15 protein-coding genes and 1 tRNA gene are annotated in these 16,589 nt (G+C 70.4%); 8 read left to right on the top strand and 8 right to left on the bottom strand.

Annotation, left to right across the window (positions count from 1 at the left end; all coding sequences use genetic code 11):
* Positions 1-100: 100 nt before the first annotated feature.
* Positions 101-1,177: a LacI family DNA-binding transcriptional regulator gene (locus ABEA62_RS07130; RefSeq protein ID WP_345379336.1), complete on the bottom strand. Its 1,077-nt coding sequence runs from the start codon at positions 1,175-1,177 to the stop codon at positions 101-103.
* 170 nt (positions 1,178-1,347) lie between these two features.
* Here ABEA62_RS07130 and ABEA62_RS07125 point away from each other — a divergent pair, with 170 nt between their 5' ends.
* Entirely contained in the window at positions 1,348-2,757 is a 1,410-nt protein-coding gene (locus ABEA62_RS07125; RefSeq protein ID WP_345379334.1) for an MFS transporter, read from the top strand.
* Complete coding sequence (locus tag ABEA62_RS07120; RefSeq protein ID WP_286214938.1) at positions 2,754-3,803, top strand: UDP-N-acetylmuramate dehydrogenase; 1,050 nt, start codon at positions 2,754-2,756, stop codon at positions 3,801-3,803. The genes ABEA62_RS07125 and ABEA62_RS07120 overlap by 4 nt, the downstream gene beginning before the upstream one ends.
* A gap of 68 nt (positions 3,804-3,871) precedes the next feature.
* Here ABEA62_RS07120 and ABEA62_RS07115 read toward each other — a convergent pair whose 3' ends face one another.
* The 7 genes from ABEA62_RS07115 to ABEA62_RS07085 all read right to left on the bottom strand — a co-directional run bounded on the left by ABEA62_RS07115 (position 3,872) and on the right by ABEA62_RS07085 (position 12,308).
* Positions 3,872-6,409: an ABC transporter permease gene (locus ABEA62_RS07115; protein ID WP_286214939.1), complete on the bottom strand. Its 2,538-nt coding sequence runs from the start codon at positions 6,407-6,409 to the stop codon at positions 3,872-3,874.
* Positions 6,409-7,146, bottom strand: coding sequence for an ABC transporter ATP-binding protein (locus tag ABEA62_RS07110; protein WP_286214940.1), 738 nt, complete (start codon positions 7,144-7,146; stop codon positions 6,409-6,411). The genes ABEA62_RS07115 and ABEA62_RS07110 overlap by 1 nt, the downstream gene beginning before the upstream one ends.
* A gap of 143 nt (positions 7,147-7,289) precedes the next feature.
* Positions 7,290-7,958: a response regulator gene (locus tag ABEA62_RS07105; RefSeq protein ID WP_286214942.1), complete on the bottom strand. Its 669-nt coding sequence runs from the start codon at positions 7,956-7,958 to the stop codon at positions 7,290-7,292.
* On the bottom strand, positions 7,955-9,193 hold the full coding sequence (locus ABEA62_RS07100; RefSeq protein WP_345379330.1) for a sensor histidine kinase: 1,239 nt from the start codon (positions 9,191-9,193) through the stop codon (positions 7,955-7,957). The genes ABEA62_RS07105 and ABEA62_RS07100 overlap by 4 nt, the downstream gene beginning before the upstream one ends.
* 58 nt (positions 9,194-9,251) lie before the next feature.
* Complete coding sequence (locus tag ABEA62_RS07095; RefSeq protein ID WP_286214946.1) at positions 9,252-10,100, bottom strand: ABC transporter permease; 849 nt, start codon at positions 10,098-10,100, stop codon at positions 9,252-9,254.
* Positions 10,097-11,002 carry an ABC transporter ATP-binding protein gene (locus ABEA62_RS07090; RefSeq protein ID WP_286214947.1) on the bottom strand — a complete coding sequence of 302 codons (906 nt, stop codon included), beginning with the start codon at positions 11,000-11,002 and terminating at the stop codon, positions 10,097-10,099. The genes ABEA62_RS07095 and ABEA62_RS07090 overlap by 4 nt, the downstream gene beginning before the upstream one ends.
* A 103-nt stretch (positions 11,003-11,105) precedes the next feature.
* Positions 11,106-12,308 (bottom strand): pyridoxal phosphate-dependent aminotransferase, encoded by a 1,203-nt coding sequence (locus tag ABEA62_RS07085; protein WP_345379327.1) that lies wholly within the window; start codon positions 12,306-12,308, stop codon positions 11,106-11,108.
* Positions 12,309-12,629: 321 nt separating this feature from the next.
* On the opposite strand from ABEA62_RS07085, the gene ABEA62_RS07080 reads away from it, so the two are divergent.
* The 6 genes from ABEA62_RS07080 (at position 12,630) to rplA (ending at position 16,179) form a co-directional block, all read left to right on the top strand.
* Positions 12,630-13,490 (top strand): hypothetical protein, encoded by an 861-nt coding sequence (locus ABEA62_RS07080; protein ID WP_286214949.1) that lies wholly within the window; start codon positions 12,630-12,632, stop codon positions 13,488-13,490.
* Between the two features lie 234 nt (positions 13,491-13,724).
* A tRNA-Trp gene (locus tag ABEA62_RS07075) sits at positions 13,725-13,797 on the top strand.
* A gap of 50 nt (positions 13,798-13,847) precedes the next feature.
* On the top strand, positions 13,848-14,105 hold the full coding sequence (gene secE, locus ABEA62_RS07070; protein WP_286214950.1) for a preprotein translocase subunit SecE: 258 nt from the start codon (positions 13,848-13,850) through the stop codon (positions 14,103-14,105).
* Positions 14,106-14,128: 23 nt separating this feature from the next.
* Complete coding sequence (nusG, locus tag ABEA62_RS07065) at positions 14,129-14,926, top strand: transcription termination/antitermination protein NusG (RefSeq protein WP_286214951.1); 798 nt, start codon at positions 14,129-14,131, stop codon at positions 14,924-14,926.
* Between the two features lie 59 nt (positions 14,927-14,985).
* Entirely contained in the window at positions 14,986-15,417 is a 432-nt protein-coding gene (gene rplK / locus ABEA62_RS07060) for a 50S ribosomal protein L11 (RefSeq protein ID WP_286214952.1), read from the top strand.
* A 63-nt stretch (positions 15,418-15,480) separates the two neighbouring features.
* Positions 15,481-16,179 (top strand): 50S ribosomal protein L1, encoded by a 699-nt coding sequence (gene rplA / locus ABEA62_RS07055; protein ID WP_286214953.1) that lies wholly within the window; start codon positions 15,481-15,483, stop codon positions 16,177-16,179.
* Positions 16,180-16,589 lie beyond the last annotated feature (410 nt).

Below are 16,589 nucleotides of genomic sequence, written 5' to 3'. Positions count from 1 at the left end.
AGCAGGTGTGCGTGCCCGTGGGGCGGGTCGATCACGGATCGACCCGCCCCACAGGCTCCGCGAGCCCGAATGGCGGACGATGCCGGGAACGGCCCGCGATTCAGGTCGCCGAGGCGTGGGGCGGGCGCGCCGTGGTGTTGCCCAGGCGCAGCTCGAGCTCCATCACCACCGGCTCGGGGCTGTCGCCGGCGAGCAGCGCCTTGACCTCGGCCGCCATCGCGTGGCCCTTGGCCTCCGCGTCCTGCACCTGAGTCGTGAGCTCGAGCGGCGCGATCCAGGGCAGGTCGATTCCGTCGAAGCCGGTGATCGACAGGTGCTGAGGCACCGGGATGCCCAGCTCGCGCGCGGCAAGGATCGCTCCCCCCGCCAGGAGATCCGACTGGCACACGAGCGCGGTGGGTCGCGGCTCCTGGGCAAGGGCGAGGTGGGCGGCGGCGAGGCCCTCGGCCGCGATCGACGCGCGCGCCTCGACCACCACGCACGGCTCGACCCCGGCATCGGCGAAGGCCTCGAGCCTGCGGTGCACCGGCGTCCATGCGGTCTCGGCGAGCGCGTCCTCGAGCGTGCGCACGCGCGTCTCCCCGTCGAGTCCCGCGGGGAGAGTGATGGTGCCGATCCGCTCGTGACCCAGGTCGACGAGGTGGCGGATGAGCGCCGCCGTCGCCGCGCGGTCGTCGATCTCGAGGATGCCGGCCCCCTGCGGGGCCTCGCCCTCCATCACCACCATCGGAAGCCCGCGGCGGCGCAGGATGTCGATCGCGGGCTCGCCGTCGTGATCGCGCACGCGCAGCAGCACCGCGGCGTCCATCGACGCGGTCTCGAGCAGGCTGCGTTCTCCCGGCTCGCCCGTCGGCGTGGGGATCAGCAGCACGCCGAGCCCCATCTGACCGAGGTCGCCCACCAGCGCGTCCATGATGCGCAGCATGAGGGGATCGCGGAGGGACAGCTGGAGGCGCTCGTGAATCACCACCCCCACCACTCCGGTGCGACCCGAGCGCAGCGCCTGCGCGTGGGGCGCGGGACCGCCGTAACCCAACTCCGCGGCCGCGCGTTCGACCTTGGCGCGCGTCTCGGCTGACAGCGGTCCGGCGCCCGAGTACGTGAGGGATACAGTGGAGAGCGACACTCCTGCGAGTGCGGCGACATCGGCCATCGTTGGTCGACGTGTGCGTGCCACGTGGGTCTCCCTCGGCTCGTCGTCACCGCGCTCGGCGAAGCGAAGGCGATGCCCGGCGGCGGTGATGCGGTGTGGTGTGGTGCCCAGCGTAGCGCCGCGTACCTCGGCCATTGCCCGTCCGTCTCGCACCGCCCGCCCGACCTCGACCGTTCTCTCCCGCAAAGGTGATCGTGACCCACGTCATAGAGCCCCCGTACTCCGCCCCCCGCATCGCCGCCGCACGTCGCGGCGTGCTCGCCCTCTTCTGGCTCATGGGCGTGTTCATGGCGACGATGGTGGCCCGTTACCCGTCGATCACCGAGCTGCTCGATGTGACCTCCGGCGAACTCGCGCGGCTGCTCCTGTTCGGTGCGCTCGGCGCGCTGTGCGCGCTGCTCGTCACCGGATGGTCGGTGGCCAGGTTCGGCACGCGCGCGCTGCTGTGGTGGTCGTCGTTCGCGCACCTCGGGGCGTTCGTGCTGCTGGGGGCGTCCACCGCGCTCGGCTCGCAGGTGCTGTTCGCCGCGGCATCGTTCCTCGTGTCCGTCGCGTTCGCGTTCACGAACGTGTGTATGAATGCCGAGGCGGCCGAGGTCGAGAGGGCCATGGATCGCGCGGTGCTGCCGCAGTTCCACGCCGCGTTCTCGGTGGGCATGGCGATGGGCCTCGCGCTCGGAGCGGGCGCGTCGCACGCCGGCGTGGCCCCGGTGTGGCACTTCGCGGCGGTCGCCGTGGTGCTCACCGCGGTGCGGCTCGCGGTGCTGCCCGCCGCGGTGCTGGATGGCGCCGCCCGTCCGGACGATGCCCGGCCCGGGTTCGGCGGTCCGTTCGCCGCCGCGCGCGACGAGTATCGCGAGCGGCGCGTGATCCTGCTCGGCCTCATCGTGTTCTCGGCGTCCACGATCGAGGGAGCGGCGGCCCAGTGGGCCGCGCTCGCGGTGGTCGAGGCCTTCGACCAGCCCGAGGCGGTCGGAGACCTCCTCTACTGGGTGTTCGTGGTGGCCATGGTGTCGGTGCGGTGGGCGGGTGCGCTCGTCATCGGCCGCCTCGGGCGCGTGGTGTCGCTGCGCGTGTCGGCGGTACTTGTCACGGCGGGCGTCACGATCTTCGCGTTCGCGCCGGCGCTGTGGCTCGTGCCGGTCGGCATGATCCTGTGGGGACTCGGCGCCGCGCTCGGCGTGCCGATCGGCTTCTCGGCGGCGTCCGACGAGCCCTCCCGTGCCGCGGCCCGCGTCGCCGCGGTGTCCTCGTTCTCGACCATCGCGGGACTCGTGATGCCTCAGGTGATCGGCCACCTGGGAGACGTGATCGAGCTGCGCAAGGCGCTCCTCGTGGTGGTCGCGGGGGCCGTGATGTCGTTTGTGCTCGCGCGCGCGGTGCGGCGCGAGGGTCCGCTGTTCAGGTCCCACCGGGTGCTCGCGCGCCGCGAGGCCGAGGAGGAGGCACGGGCGACAGGTCGCGCGGCGGGACACGTGTCGACCGCCGAGCGGGACGCCGCCGCGGCAATCCTCGCGGAAGGAGTCGAGCCGACCCAGGCGCTGCCCGAGCCTGCCGATGCCCCGACGGCGGGCGGCGATCGCCCCGATACCCTGAGGGCATGAACCTCGCCTCGCTCACCACGCTGCGCGTGGGTGGTCCGGCGCGCGAGTTCCGCGAGGCGGCGACGGAGGCGGAGCTCATCGACGCGGTCCGGTCGGCTGACGCGGACGGCACGCCGCTGCTGGTGTTGGGCGGGGGGTCCAACGTGTTGGTCTCCGACGACGGCTTCGACGGCGTGGTCGTGCGCGACGCGCGCGCGGACGTCTCGCTCGTCAACGACGGCGCGTGCGGCGGCCTGTCCATCACCGCGACGGCGGGCACCCCGTGGGACGGACTGGTCGCGCAGGCGGTCGCGTCGAAGTGGAGCGGCTTCGAGGCGCTCGCGGGCATCCCCGGCTCGACGGGCGCGACCCCCATTCAGAACGTGGGCGCCTACGGAGCCGAGGTGTCCGACATCGTGTCGATCATCCGCACGTGGGACCGCGAGGACCGGCAGGTGCGCTCGCTGCCGCTCATCAAGGCGCAGTTCGGATACCGCGACTCGATGCTCAAGCGCACCATGACCGACGGCCCGTGGGGCCCCACCCCGCGCTACGTGGTGCTCGACGTCACCTTCCACACGCGCATGGCAAGCCTGGGGGCGCCCGTCCGGTATCAGCAGCTCGCGACGGCCCTCGGGGTCGAACTGGGCACGCGCGTGCCCATCATCGACGTGCGCGAGGCCGTGCTCGCGCTGCGCGCGTCCAAGGGGATGGTGCTCGATGCCGCGGATCACGACACGTGGAGCGCGGGGTCCTTCTTCACCAACCCGGTGGTGGCGGACGATGCCCTGCCTGAGGATGCGCCCCGGTATCCGTCGGGACGGGAGGGCCTTGTGAAGACCTCCGCCGCGTGGCTCATCGAGCAGGCGGGATTCACGCGCGGCTTTGCGATCGCGCCGGGTGCACCCGCGTCGCTGTCGACCAAGCACACGCTCGCGCTCACCAACAGAGGCGGAGCGACCGCTGCCGACCTGGTCGCTCTCGCGCGCGCGGTGCGGGACGGGGTGCGCGAGCGATTCGGCATCACGCTCGTGCCCGAGCCCGTGGGCGTGGGCATCACCGTCTAGCCAGCCCGCGTGCCGGACCGATCCATGATCGATCCGGCACGCGGGCCGTGGCTACCCCGCGGCGGCCGCTACCCGTCGGCGGCGATCGCCTGCAGGATGTCCATCTTGGACGCCCGGCGCGCAGGCCACAGCGCGGCGAGCACGCCCGCGAGCGCGGCCCCCACGGTGTAGACCGCGAGCCAGCCCCACGGCACGGCGACCGTCGAGAACCCGAAGTCCTCAAGCGCAAGCACCAGGGCCGCGCCGAGTCCCACGCCAAGGATCATGCCGAGGATGGTGCCGAAGATCGCCATCACCATCGACTCGATCGTGATCATGCGGCGAATCGACGTGCGCCGCACACCCACGGCGCGCAGGAGCCCGATCTCCCTGGTGCGCTCGGTCACCGAGAGCAGCAGGGTGTTGGCGACACCCAGGATCGCGATGATGAGCGCCGCGCCCAGCATGGCCGAGATCACGCCCAGCAGCAGGTCGATGAACTGGTTCGCGAACTGCTCGAGCTCGCTCGGTGACTGGAGAGCCAGGAGCGGGTACTCCTCGCCAAGGGCGGCGATCAGCTGCTCTTGAGCCTCCGCAGCGTCGACGCCGTCCTCGAGCACGACCCAGGCCTGGAAGACCTCGGTATCGCCGAGCAGCTCGGCTCCGGTCTCCTGGTCGACCCAGAGGTTGGCGTCGCCCTCGTTAAGGTACAGCCCCGTGACCGTGAGGGTCACGCTGCCCTCCGCGCCCTCGAGAGTGATCTGGTCGCCCACGTCGACACCCAGCTCCTGGATCACGGGGTCGATGAAGACGCCGCCGTCCATCGCGTCGAAGGCGGGGTCGTTGTTGTAGTCGAACGCGAGATCGGCGGTCTCGGGCTGGATGACGGCCACCGACCTCGACACCCCGTCGACGTCCGCCTCGCCCACGCCGAGAGTGCTGACGAAGTCCACGCCGGTCTCCGCGTCGAGGAGCTCGATCGCGCCCTGCGGGAGCGCTCCGCCCTGCGAGTCGAGGACGAAGAAGTCGGCGCTGGTGCCCTGGAACTGCTCGGTCACCACCGCTTTGAGTGACTCGGTGAACGTCGCGACGAGCGCGAGCAACATCACGCCGATCATCAGCGCGGCCGCCGTGTTGGCGCTGCGCCGTGGCTCACGGCGGATGTTGTTGGCCGCGAGCTTGCCGTCGACGCGGAAGAGCCTGGTCAGCATGGACTTGAGCCCGAACGCGAGCGGCACGAGCACCTGAGCCGCGAGCAGCGTGACGCCGATCACGAGGAGCATCGCGCCCGCACCCACGTAGATGTAGGGACGCTCGAGGCCCATGTACAGGCCCACGACGATCGACAGCACACCCAGCAGCGCGATTGCGCCGCCCACGATGTTGCGCAGCCGCAGCGGCTTCTTCGACTCGGTCGCGGACTCGCGCAGCGCCTCCATCGGGGAGATGGTCGACGCATGGATCGCTGGCACGAGCGCCGAGACGACCGTCACGAGCGAACCGAGGACGTAGCTCCATACGACGGCGTCGAGCGGCAGAGTGACCGTGCCGAAGAGATCGCCCGAGAACGTCTCGACCAACGCGGAAAGGCCGAGCGCGCCCAGGTAGCCCAACACCAATCCGATTGTCGAGGCGACCGCGGCCACCACGAGCGCCTCGAGCAGGATCATGGTGCGCAGTTGGCGACCCGTGACGCCGATCGCGCGCAGCAGCCCGAACTCCCTCGTGCGCTGCGTCACGATGATGCGGAACGTGTTGACGATGATGTACGAGCCGACGAACAGCGCGATGAGCGCGAACGCGATCGCGAAGATGTCGATGTACTGGAGGAGCTCGTCGAGCTGCTCGGCCTGCTCGGCCGCCTTGGCTTCGCCGGTGATCGCGCGCGTGCCGTCGGGGATGACCTCGCTGATCGCGCTCGCGACGGCCTCCTTGTCGGCCCCCTCCGCGGTGATGACGGCGATCTGCTGGAAGCCATCCATGCCGGACAGCTCGATCGCGGCGGCCTCGGTCATGTAGCCGAGCGTCGCGCCCTGCAGCGAGTTGGACTCGCCGAAGCGCACGAGGCCAACGAGCTCGAACTCCGTGACGCCCGACTCGGTCGCGACCATGACGTCGTCGCCGATCTCGTAACCCAGCCGGGGAGCAGCGTCGAGGTCGAGCACGATCTCGTCGTCGGCCGCGGGGCCCTCGCCCTCGACGAGCTCGGACAGGTCAATGCGCGGCTCTCCCACCCAGTTGAAGAGCTGGCTGGGGGCGCCGCCGCCGCCGGTCAGGTCGCCGGTCGGCTCGAAGTCGGCGGGGAGGACGGACCCCATGACCTGGATGCCGCCCTCGGCGCGCTCGACGCCGTCGACGCCGCGCACGGAGTCAAGGTCGTCGAACGAGAACACGGCCTCGCCGGCCGCGAAGGGGTCTTCACCCTCGGAAGAGGCGTCGGGCGCGGGCTCGACGATCACGTCGGTCGACGCGTAGATCTCCTCGAACAGCTTGGTGAAGCCGCTCGACAGCGCGTTGGTGAGGGTAAACGTGGTCGCGGCGAGCGCGACTCCGAGCGCCACCGCGATCGCGGTGAGCACCAACCTCTTGGGGTTGTGCTTGACGGACTTGACTGCGAGGCGGAACATCAGTGCCCCATCTGCTTCATGCGGTCGAGCACGCGCTCCGCGGTGGGCTCGCGCATCTCGTCGACGATGTGACCGTCCTCGAGGAAGAGGATGCGGTCCGCGTACGAGGCCGCGGTCGGGTCGTGCGTCACCATGACGATGGTCTGGTGGAACTCCTTGACCGCGCGGCGCATGAAGCCCAGCAGCTCGGCTCCCGAGCGCGAGTCGAGGTTGCCCGACGGCTCGTCCGCGAAGATCAGCTCGGGGCGGGACACGAGCGCGCGCGCGACCGCGACGCGCTGCTGCTGTCCGCCCGAGAGCTCGGCGGGCAGGTGAGTGAGACGGTCGCCCAGGCCCAGCACGGCGATGATCTGGCCGAACCAGTCGGCATCCAGGTCGCGTCCCGCGATGTCGAGCGGCAGCGTGATGTTTTCCTTCGCGGTGAGCGAGGGGATGAGGTTGAAGGACTGGAAGACGAAGCCGATCTTCTCGCGGCGCACCTGGGTGATCTTGTCCTCGGACAGGCCGGTGATGACGGTCTCGCCGATCGACGACACGCCCGCGGTGAGGCGGTCGAGGCCCGCGAGCGTGTGCAACAGCGTCGACTTGCCGGAGCCGGACGGTCCCATGATCGCGGTGAACTCGGCGGCGGCGATGTCGACGTCAATCCCGTCGAGCGCCCGCACGGCCATGTCGCCGGTGCCGTAGTCCTTGGTGCCGCCGCGCATCGACGCGGCCAGCGTGACAGTTGAGGTCATGGGAAGGCCCTTCTTCGTAGTGAGATGGCGCCTTCGCTTGCCGGCGCCGTGAACCGATGACCGCCCCAGTCTGGCGGCGGGCCCGCGGCCCCGGCATCGGCCGCACGGACGGTTCTCGCGCGTCCGCCTCAGGGATGACCCCGTCAGGCGCGCGGCACCACGATCCCCGAGTCGTACGCCTCGACAACGGCCTGCACGCGGTCGCGCACGCCCAGCTTGGTGAGGATGTGGCTCACGTGAGTCTTCACCGTCGTGCTCGAGACGTAGAGCTGCGACGCGATCTCCTGGTTCGACAGGCCGCGGGCCATGAGCCGCAGCACCTCGACCTCGCGGTCGGACAGGTCGCCGATCGCCTCGGCGCTCGGCACGTGGTCCTCGTCCCTCAGCGGCGCGGTGCGCGCGAACTGCTCGATCACGCGTCGCGTCACCTCGGGCGCGAGCAGCGCCTCGCCCGCCGCGACGACGCGCACCGCGGCGACCAGCGCGTCGCCCTCGACGCTCTTGAGCAGGAATCCCGACGCCCCCGCGCGCAGCGCCTCGTACACGTACTCGTCGTCGTCGAACGTCGTGAGGATGACGATGCGCGAATCGGGGTGAGCAGCCAGCACCTCGCGGGTCGCGGTGAGGCCGTCCATGCCCGGCATGCGCACGTCCATGAGGACCACGTCGGGGGAGTGGGCCGCGACGATGCGCGCCGCCTCGGTCCCCGACGTCGCCTCCGCGACCACGGAGATGTCCCCCTCGGACTCGAGGATCATGCGCAGGCCCACCCGCACCATCGCCTGATCGTCGACCAACGCGACCCGAATCATCGTCCACCCTCCGCCGTGCGCGCGCGGCGCGCCACCACCTGGTCGTCACCCGAGGGCAGCACCGCGCGCACGCGGAAGCCGCCGCCCTTGCGGGGACCGTACTCGAGGATCCCGCCGAGCGCGTGCACCCGCTCCGCCATGCCGCGCAGGCCGTGGCCCCCACTCGTGCGCGCCGCGTCGGAGATCACGCCGCGGCCGTCGTCCTCGACGACGACCGTCACGCGGTGCGGCTGACGCTCGACGCGCACCATGGCGCGCGCGCCGGGGCCCGCGTGCTTCATCGCATTGGTGAGCGCCTCCTGCACCACGCGATACGCGCTGAGTTCGACCCCGGCGGGCACGTGTGACGTACCCGAGATGCTGAGGTCGACGGGCAGGCCGGCGTCCTCGACCTGCTGGGCGAGCGCGGGAATCGCGGCGAGTGCGGGCATCGGCTCGAGGTCGATCACGGCGCGGTCACGCTCCGCGGTGTCGACGGCGTCCTGCTCGGTGGCGCGGAGCACGCCGATCATGCGCTGCATCTCGACCAGACCCTTGCGGCCCGAAGCACTGATGGTGCCGAGCGCGTCGAGCACACGCTCGTCGGACTGCTTGGCCAGGCGACGCGCGCCCTCCGCCTGCAGCGTCATCACCGTGATCTCGTGCGCCACGACGTCGTGGAGCTCACGCGCGATTCTCGCGCGCTCGGCCCGCACGGCATCGGCCGCGACGACCTGCTGCGCCTGCTCGCGCCGCGCGTGCTCGAGCTCGAGCTCGGTGAGCCGCTGTCGCCTGCGGAAGTCGACGAATCCGATCATGAGCGGCACCACCACGGCGAGCGTCACCGCGATGAGCGACGTCCACTGCACGAAGTCGGTGAGGAACAGCCCCGCCGTGGTCCACAGCAGCATCACGAGCCCGACCGCGAGGCCGTGCGTGAGCGCCGCGCGGCGCGGCGTGTAGGCCGCCAGTCCGTACAGCGCGACGTAGATCGCGAACATCGCGGAGGTGTCGGGGTAGCCCATCCCGACCGCGATGATCCACGGCACCAGCACGGCCCACACGACGATCCGCGGGTACACCTGTCGCCACGCGAGGGGAGTGACCTGCGCGACCAGGAGCACCACGCCGAATGCGTCGTAGGGCCGCGTGCGGTCGAGGATGAACTCCGCCGACTGATCGACCCCGATCAGCGCGAGGACCAGCAGCGCCGCCGCGATCGCGATGTCCCACCAGCGGGGTGCCTTGACGTCCATCCGCCCAGGGTAGGGCGGTCGGCCCGTCCGCGGCATCGGCCGCAGGGACGATGCCCCGCTAGTGGTCGTCGTGCCGCATCCAGCGGAACGTGCGGATCGCGAGGAACAGTCCGACGATCACCCACAGCGTCAGCACGATTGCCGTCGCGGGGTGCTCCCACGAGCCGCGTGCCTCTGCCATCGCGAAGTCCTCGGGCAGGAACACCGAGCGCATCCCCTGCGCGAGCCACTTGAGCGGGAAGATCTCCGCAAAGCGCTGGAGGAAGACCGGTAGCTGCGTGTAGACCAGGAACACTCCGGACGTGAACTGGAGCACGAGCACGATCGGCGTGACGATCGCGGAGCCGGCCTTCGCGTTGCGCAGCAGCGAGGACATCGCGAAGCCCAGGGTGGTCGACGCCGCCGTACCCAGCAGGAACACCCACGTGAACGTCCACCAGCGGCCCGCATCCGTGGGTAGCGCGACGTCGTAGATCGCGACTCCCAGAGCGATCAAGACCGCGATCTGGATGATCGACACCACCAGCACCTGCGCGATGCGCGCGGCGAAGAACGACGTCGTCGGCAGCGGCGAGGCGTAGATGCGCTTGAGCACGTCCTCGTCGCGGTCGATCGCGATCGACATCGCGAGCGACTGGAAGCCCGTGTTGGCGATTCCAGTCGCGATCATGCCCGGCAGGAAGTACTGCGCGAACGTGACGTCGGTGGGCTCGAGCACCTGGCCGCCGAACACGGACCCGAACAGAAGCAGGAAGAGCATCGGGAACGCGAAGATGAAGATCATCTGTTCGCGGCTGCGCACGAACTCCTTGACCTCGACCACGAAGCGATTGTGGGTCATCGACATCCACGTGGGTGTAGGCCGGGTGTCGGGGGTGCGGGGGGACGATGCCGTGGTCGCGGTCATGACCGGCCTCCTTCGGTGGTGGCGGGCTGGGCGGCTGCCGCCGCGGCGTCCTCGGCCGCGCTCGCGGCCTCGCCGATCAGCGTGAGGTAGACGTCCTCGAGCGAGGGGTGCACCACCTGGAGGCCGTCCACCTCGCCCTCGGTGCGCGCGAGCAGCTCGCGCAGCAGCGCGGTCGGCGTCGCGGTCTCGACCGCGCGCGACTCGCCGTTCTCGACCCAGCTCACCCTGGCATCGTTCGCGCGCGCCCGCAGCCCGGACGGGGTGTCGAGGGCCACGAGGCGCCCCGCGGCGATGATGCCGATCCGGTCCGCGAGGTAGTCGGCCTCGTCGAGGTAGTGCGTGGTGAGGACCACCGTGGTGCCGTCACCTCGCAGCGCCTCGATGAGTCGCCAGAAGGACCTACGGGCCTCGGGATCGAAGCCCGTGGTGGGCTCGTCGAGGAAGACCAGCTCGGGGCGGCCGATCACGGCGAGCGCGACGTCGAGCCGGCGGCGCTGGCCGCCCGAGAGGGTCTGCGGCTTGGCGCTCGCCTTCTCGGTCAGCCCCACGGCGTCGAGGGTCTCGTCGACGTCCCGCGGGTGAGGGTAGTAGCGGGAGGCGTGAACGAGCGCCTCGCGGGCCGTGAGGGCCGAGTTGTCCGAGGTGGTCTGCAGCATGATGCCCACGCGGGCGCGCCAGTGCTTGTCCGCGTGCTGCGGGTCCTCACCCAGCACGCTCACCTCGCCGGCGGTGCGCTTGCGGAAGCCCTCGAGGATCTCGACGGTCGTGGACTTGCCTGCCCCGTTGGGGCCCAGCAGGGCGAAGACCTCGCCCGCCGCGATGTCGAGGTCGACGCCGTCGACGGCGTGCAGGTCTCCGTAGTGCTTGCGCAGTCCCCTGAGGGAGATGGCGGATGCGGTCATGGCTTGGAGCCTAGGCCAGCCGCCCGCGCGGGTGCCTCCGTCGCGCGGACGAAAGTGGGGCATCGTCCCAGCGGACGATGCCCCACCCTCGGCGTACGAGGCGCTACTCGGAGAGCAGGCGCTGGATGCGACCCACACCCTCGGCGAGGTCGTCGTCGCCCAGCGCGTAGCTGAGGCGCATGAAGCCGGATGGGCCGAACGCCTCACCGGGCACCACCGCGACCTCGGCCTCCTCGAGGATGACGGTCGCGAGGTCGGCACTCGTGGCGATCTCGCGACCCCGGATGGTGCGACCCAGCAGGCCCTCGACGCTCGGGTACGCGTAGAACGCCCCCGTGGGGGTGGGGCACACGATGCCGTCGATCTCGCGCAGCATGTCGACCATGGTGCGGCGGCGGCGGTCGAAGGCCTCTCTCATCTCGTGAACGGCCTCGAGGCCGCCCTCGAGCGCGGCGATCGCGGCGCGCTGCGACACGTTCGCGACGTTGCTCGTGAGGTGGCTCTGGAAGTTGGCGGCGGCCTTGGTGACGTCCGCGGGGGCGATCATCCATCCCACGCGCCAGCCGGTCATCGCGTAGGTCTTCGCGACGCCGTTGACCACGATGCACTGGTCGGCGAGCTCGGGCACCGCGCGGACGATCGGCGTGAAGACCGCGTCGTCGTAGACCAGGTGCTCGTAGATCTCGTCCGTGATCACCCAGATGCCGTGCTCGACGGCCCACTCGCCGATCGCCCTGGTCTGGGCGGGGGAGTAGACGGCTCCCGTGGGGTTCGAGGGGGAGCAGAACAGCAGCGCCTTGGTCTTGTCCGTGCGCGCGGCCTCGAGCTGCTCGACCGTGACCAGGTAGTCCTGGTCGGCGCCGGCGAAGACCTCGACGGGCGTGCCTCCCGCGAGCGCGATCGCCTCGGGGTAGGTGGTCCAGTACGGCGCGGGCAGCAGGACCTCGTCGCCCGGGTCGACGATCGAGGCGAAGGCCTGGAACACGGCCTGCTTGCCGCCGTTGGTGACGATCACCTGGGCGGGGTCGATCTCGTAGCCCGAGTCCCGCATCGTCTTGGCGGCGATCGCCTGCTTGAGCTCCGGCAGGCCCGTCGCGGGGGTGTAGCGATGGTTCTTCGGGTCCTGCGCGGCGGCGACCGCGGCCTCGACAATGAAGTCGGGCGTGGGGAAGTCGGGCTCACCTGCGCCGAACCCGATGACGGGACGGCCGGCGGCCTTGAGCGCCTTCGCCTTCGAGTCGACGGCGAGGGTGGCGGACGGCGCGATGGCGCCGAGACGGGCGGAAACGCGGCGAGCAGGCTTCATGCGGGCCATTCTTCCATCTTCGGTTCGGGTGTCGAGCCGGGGCGCGGGTGGGTCGTGCACCGTCGCGGTCCACCGGCCCCCTCAGCATGCCCCGCGCCGCCCCGTGCCGCCCGGCGCGCGGGCGATCCTCGGGACCGCCCGCGATTCGGGCCGCCACGACCCAGGACGCGTACGGATCTCTGAACGGTGCGCAGGCGGGGTGCCCTCGCGTTGGCCTCCACGGCGCTGTGCCGATGTCCCCGGCCTCCGCACCACGCGTGCACGTCCACGATCGTGCGCCATGCGGAGGCGGGGCGCCACGCCGCGGATCACGGTGGGGCCATGGATCCGGTGCGGCTCGTGGAACTCAACGGGGGCGCGATGCGGCGAGCTGACGCGCTGCGATCACGCCTCACGCGTACGGCGCTCGACTCGGCCGTGCGCGAGGGCCGGCTGATGGTTCCGACCCGGGGCGTGGTGGCCGTGGCGACCGCCTCGCCGCGGGCCATCGTCGCGGCGACGGTGCGTGCGCGCCTCACGTGTGTCTCCGCGATCGCGGAGCAGGGCCTGCCGCTGTGGGGCCGGGTTTGCGACGTCCATGTCGCGACGGCGACCGGCGGACACGGCCCGAGAGAGAGGGATGGCCTGCGGGTGCACTTCGCGCGTGACTGCGGCCGCTCGCTTGCGCCGATGCCCCTCCCGACCGCGCTCGATCACGCGGGCCGATGCGTCGGGGACCGCGCCCACCTCGTGATGCTCGACGCCGCGTTGCGCGCTGGCCTCGTCAAGGGCGCGGACCTGAGCGCCTGGACCGCGACGCCCGCCGCGCGCAGGGACTGGCTCCTCGCGCATTGCGATCCCCGTGCCGAGTCCGCGCAGGAGACCATTGCTCGAATTGAGCTTGTCGAGGCCGGGATACCCGTGGTGCCCCAGGTCTACGTCGACGGAGTGGGGCGGGTGGATCTCATGGTGGACGGCAGGCTCGCGCTCGAGGTCGACGGACGGCGCTATCACGATGGCGATGACGCCTTCACTCGCGATCGCAGGCGGGACAGGGTGGTGCTCACCCGAGGGGTACTTGCCGCTCGGTTCTCGGCGGCGGAGGTGGAGCATGCACGCAGGGGCGAGATCGCGCGGGCGGTGGTCGAGATTCTGGCGGCGCATAGTGGCGCGGCGAGGCCGTCCCGGACGGCTCATACTTGAGGCATGCGCCCGCGTTCCAGATGAGGAGCGCTCGGGGTGCGGGTCGATCCCAGGATCGCCCGTAGAGCGGTACGTGACGAGGTCCCCACGCGGCACACGCGAGCGGCGGTTCGACTCTCGGGACAAAAAGGCGTAGCATGGCACGTCGGCGATTGACACACGTCAGGATGGTTCGCGCCCTGAGGGCGGACGATGCTGTGGTGGCAAGCGCCGACGGGGGTCACAACCCCCCGAAGGGCAGTGGCGCAATTGGTAGCGCATCGGTCTCCAAAACCGACGGTTGTGGGTTCGAGTCCCGCCTGCCCTGCGCAACGTGGGGATCCCCACGCACGCAATCCACGAGAGAAGGACTTTTCGGTGAGCGAATCTGCCGTGACCGACTCCGGAGAGAAGGACCCGCGGCACGAGACGCGCGAGGGTCTGAACATCTTCGGACGCATCGCGCTCTTCGTGCGCCAGGTCATCTCCGAGCTGCGCCGCGTGGTCACCCCCACGCGCGAGGAGCTGATCCGCTACGTGTGGGTGGTGCTCGGGTTCGTGGCGGTCATGATGGCGCTCGTCTTCGTCCTCGACCTCGCGTTCGGATGGATTGCCGCGAAGACGTTCGGCGGCTAGGGCCGCCTCAAGGGGAGTGAATGATGAGCGACAACACTGACGAGACCGTGGTCCCGGTCGACGAGGCCGGCTTTGCCGACGCACCCGTCGACGCGGCGATCGAGGCGGACGACGACACCGTCCCCTCCGACGAGCTCGAGAGCCTCGCACCCGAGGTGGACGCGCTCGCGATCGCCGACGAGGACACGACCGTTGACGAGGACGCCTCGATCGACGACGCACCCGCCGACCCCGTCGCGGAGTTCAAGGCGCGCCTGCGCACCCTCGAGGGTGACTGGTACGTGGTCCACAGCTACTCGGGCCACGAGAAGCGCGTCAAGCAGGCGATCGAGCACCGCACCGAGAGCCTCCACATGGAGGACTTCATCTTCCAGGTTGAGGTCCCGATGGAGGAGGTCGCCGAGATCAAGGGCGGCCAGCGCAAGCTCGTCACCCGCGTCCGGATGCCCGGATACGTCCTGGTCCGCATGGACCTCACGGACGAGTCCTGGGGCGCCGTGCGCAACACGCCCGGCGTCACCGGATTCGTGGGTCACGCTCACAACCCGGTGCCGCTGACCGCCGACGAGGTCTACTCGATGCTCGCGACCAAGGAGGTCACGGCGGCAGCAGCGGCCGAGGACCCCTCGGCGCAGCAGGCCCCCGTCTCCGTCGAGTTCGAGGTCGGCGAGTCGATCACCGTCATCGACGGCCCGTTCGCGACCCTCCCGGGCACGATCTCGGAGATTTCTGCCGAAAGCCAGAAGCTCCACGTGCTCGTCTCCATCTTCGGCCGGGAGACCCCGGTCGAGCTGTCGTTCTCCCAGGTCACCAAGATCTAGGTTCGGCAGCACCCTCGCGGCCGCCAAGCCGCACAGGCAAGAAAGATAAGGACCCGAAAATGGCACCCCCGAAGAAGAAGGTCTCCGGTCTGATCAAGCTTCAGATCCAGGCCGGCGCCGCCAACCCTGCCCCGCCGGTCGGTCCGGCGCTCGGTCAGCACGGCGTCAACATCATGGAGTTCTGCAAGGCCTACAACGCGGCCACCGAGTCGCAGCGCGGCAACGTGATCCCCGTGGAGATCACCGTCTACGAGGACCGTTCGTTCACGTTCGTCCTCAAGACCCCGCCGGCCGCCGAGCTCATCAAGAAGGCCGCTGGCGTCGCCAAGGGCTCCGGTACCCCGCACACCGCCAAGGTGGGCAACCTCACCGAGGCCCAGGTGCGCGAGATCGCCGAGCAGAAGATGGCCGACCTCAACGCCAACGACATCGACGCTGCGGCGAAGATCATCGCAGGCACCGCCCGTTCCATGGGCATCACGGTCTCCTAAGACCCCTGACCTAGTGGGAGGGCCGCGCTGGCCCGCCACCACGACTGCAAAGGAACATCGCAGATGACTAAGCGCTCCAAGGCTTACCGCGACGCAGCCCAGCTCGTCGACCGTAGCCAGCTCTACACGCCGCTCGAGGCAGTGCGCCTCGCGCAGAAGACGTCCTCGAAGAACACCGACTCGACCATCGACGTCGTGTTCAAGCTCGGCGTCGACCCGCGTCACGCGGACCAGATGGTCCGTTCCACCGTCATCCTGCCTCACGGCACCGGCAAGACCGCCCGGGTCCTGGTCTTCGCCAACGGTGACAAGGCAGAGGCCGCCCGCGAGGCTGGCGCCGACATCGTCGGTGGCGACGAGCTCATCGAGGAGGTGGCCGCCGGACGTCAGGACTTTGACGCAGTGGTCGCCACCCCCGACCTCATGGGCAAGGTGGGTCGCCTGGGCCGCGTGCTCGGCCCCCGTGGCCTCATGCCCAACCCCAAGACGGGCACCGTGACGATGGACGTCGCCAAGGCCGTGTCCGAGATCAAGGGCGGAAAGATCGAGTTCCGCGTCGACAAGCACGCCAACCTGCACACGCTGCTGGGCAAGGCGTCGTTCGGCGACGAGAAGCTGCTCGAGAACTACCAGGCCGTGCTGGACGAGGTCCTGCGCGCCAAGCCCTCGGCCTCGAAGGGCAAGTACATCGTGAAGGCCTCGATCTCCGCGACCCAGGGTCCCGGCATTCCGGTCGACGCCCTCGCGAAGTCCGAGGCGTAGTCTCCGGCTCCACGAGTCTCTCGCACACCGCCCGGCGATCCCGGGCGGTGTGACGGAGAACGGGTCGCGCGGGTGTCACCCACCACCCTGCCCCGCGCGCCCATCCGGCCCGGTTCCCCCACGGGGGAACCGGGCCCTCTCTCTTTCCCGGGACGATGCCGAGGTGACCGGGCAGGCGGGCCCCGCCCCGCATCGGCCGATTTGCGGACGATGCCCCGGTCACGTAGGATGGCCAGGCCCAAGACCGCCGGTCGTCGGGCCCGGGATCCCCGGGAACGGCCGAAGTCCCGCTCACGCGGGGTCCAGCGCAGGTGAAGCTGATAGCGCAGTGCGCACAGACTCTCGGGCGGCCTGATGGCCGCCTTTGGTCTGTGGCCAGCGCCTCCGGCCCCGCCTGCGCGGGGCCTTTG

The sequence above is a fragment of the Demequina sediminis genome (genome assembly GCF_039545075.1).
Lineage (GTDB): Bacteria > Actinomycetota > Actinomycetes > Actinomycetales > Demequinaceae > Demequina > Demequina sediminis.
The sequence above is the reverse complement of the archived record's forward strand: the minus strand, read 5'-3'. Positions and strand labels throughout refer to the sequence as shown.

What these genes read in the sequence shown, in the direction of transcription:
- ABEA62_RS07120 (WP_286214938.1), top strand. Translation starts at nt 2,754, where the DNA reads ATGAACCTCGCCTCGCTCACCACGCTGCGCGTGGGTGGTCCGGCGCGC.
- ABEA62_RS07115 (WP_286214939.1), bottom strand. Translation starts at nt 6,409, where the DNA reads ATGTTCCGCCTCGCAGTCAAGTCCGTCAAGCACAACCCCAAGAGGTTG.
- ABEA62_RS07110 (WP_286214940.1), bottom strand. Translation starts at nt 7,146, where the DNA reads ATGACCTCAACTGTCACGCTGGCCGCGTCGATGCGCGGCGGCACCAAG.
- ABEA62_RS07105 (WP_286214942.1), bottom strand. Translation starts at nt 7,958, where the DNA reads ATGATTCGGGTCGCGTTGGTCGACGATCAGGCGATGGTGCGGGTGGGC.
- ABEA62_RS07100 (WP_345379330.1), bottom strand. Translation starts at nt 9,193, where the DNA reads ATGGACGTCAAGGCACCCCGCTGGTGGGACATCGCGATCGCGGCGGCG.
- ABEA62_RS07095 (WP_286214946.1), bottom strand. Translation starts at nt 10,100, where the DNA reads ATGACCGCGACCACGGCATCGTCCCCCCGCACCCCCGACACCCGGCCT.
- ABEA62_RS07090 (WP_286214947.1), bottom strand. Translation starts at nt 11,002, where the DNA reads ATGACCGCATCCGCCATCTCCCTCAGGGGACTGCGCAAGCACTACGGA.
- ABEA62_RS07085 (WP_345379327.1), bottom strand. Translation starts at nt 12,308, where the DNA reads ATGAAGCCTGCTCGCCGCGTTTCCGCCCGTCTCGGCGCCATCGCGCCG.
- ABEA62_RS07080 (WP_286214949.1), top strand. Translation starts at nt 12,630, where the DNA reads ATGGATCCGGTGCGGCTCGTGGAACTCAACGGGGGCGCGATGCGGCGA.
- nusG (WP_286214951.1), top strand. Translation starts at nt 14,129, where the DNA reads ATGAGCGACAACACTGACGAGACCGTGGTCCCGGTCGACGAGGCCGGC.
- rplK (WP_286214952.1), top strand. Translation starts at nt 14,986, where the DNA reads ATGGCACCCCCGAAGAAGAAGGTCTCCGGTCTGATCAAGCTTCAGATC.
- rplA (WP_286214953.1), top strand. Translation starts at nt 15,481, where the DNA reads ATGACTAAGCGCTCCAAGGCTTACCGCGACGCAGCCCAGCTCGTCGAC.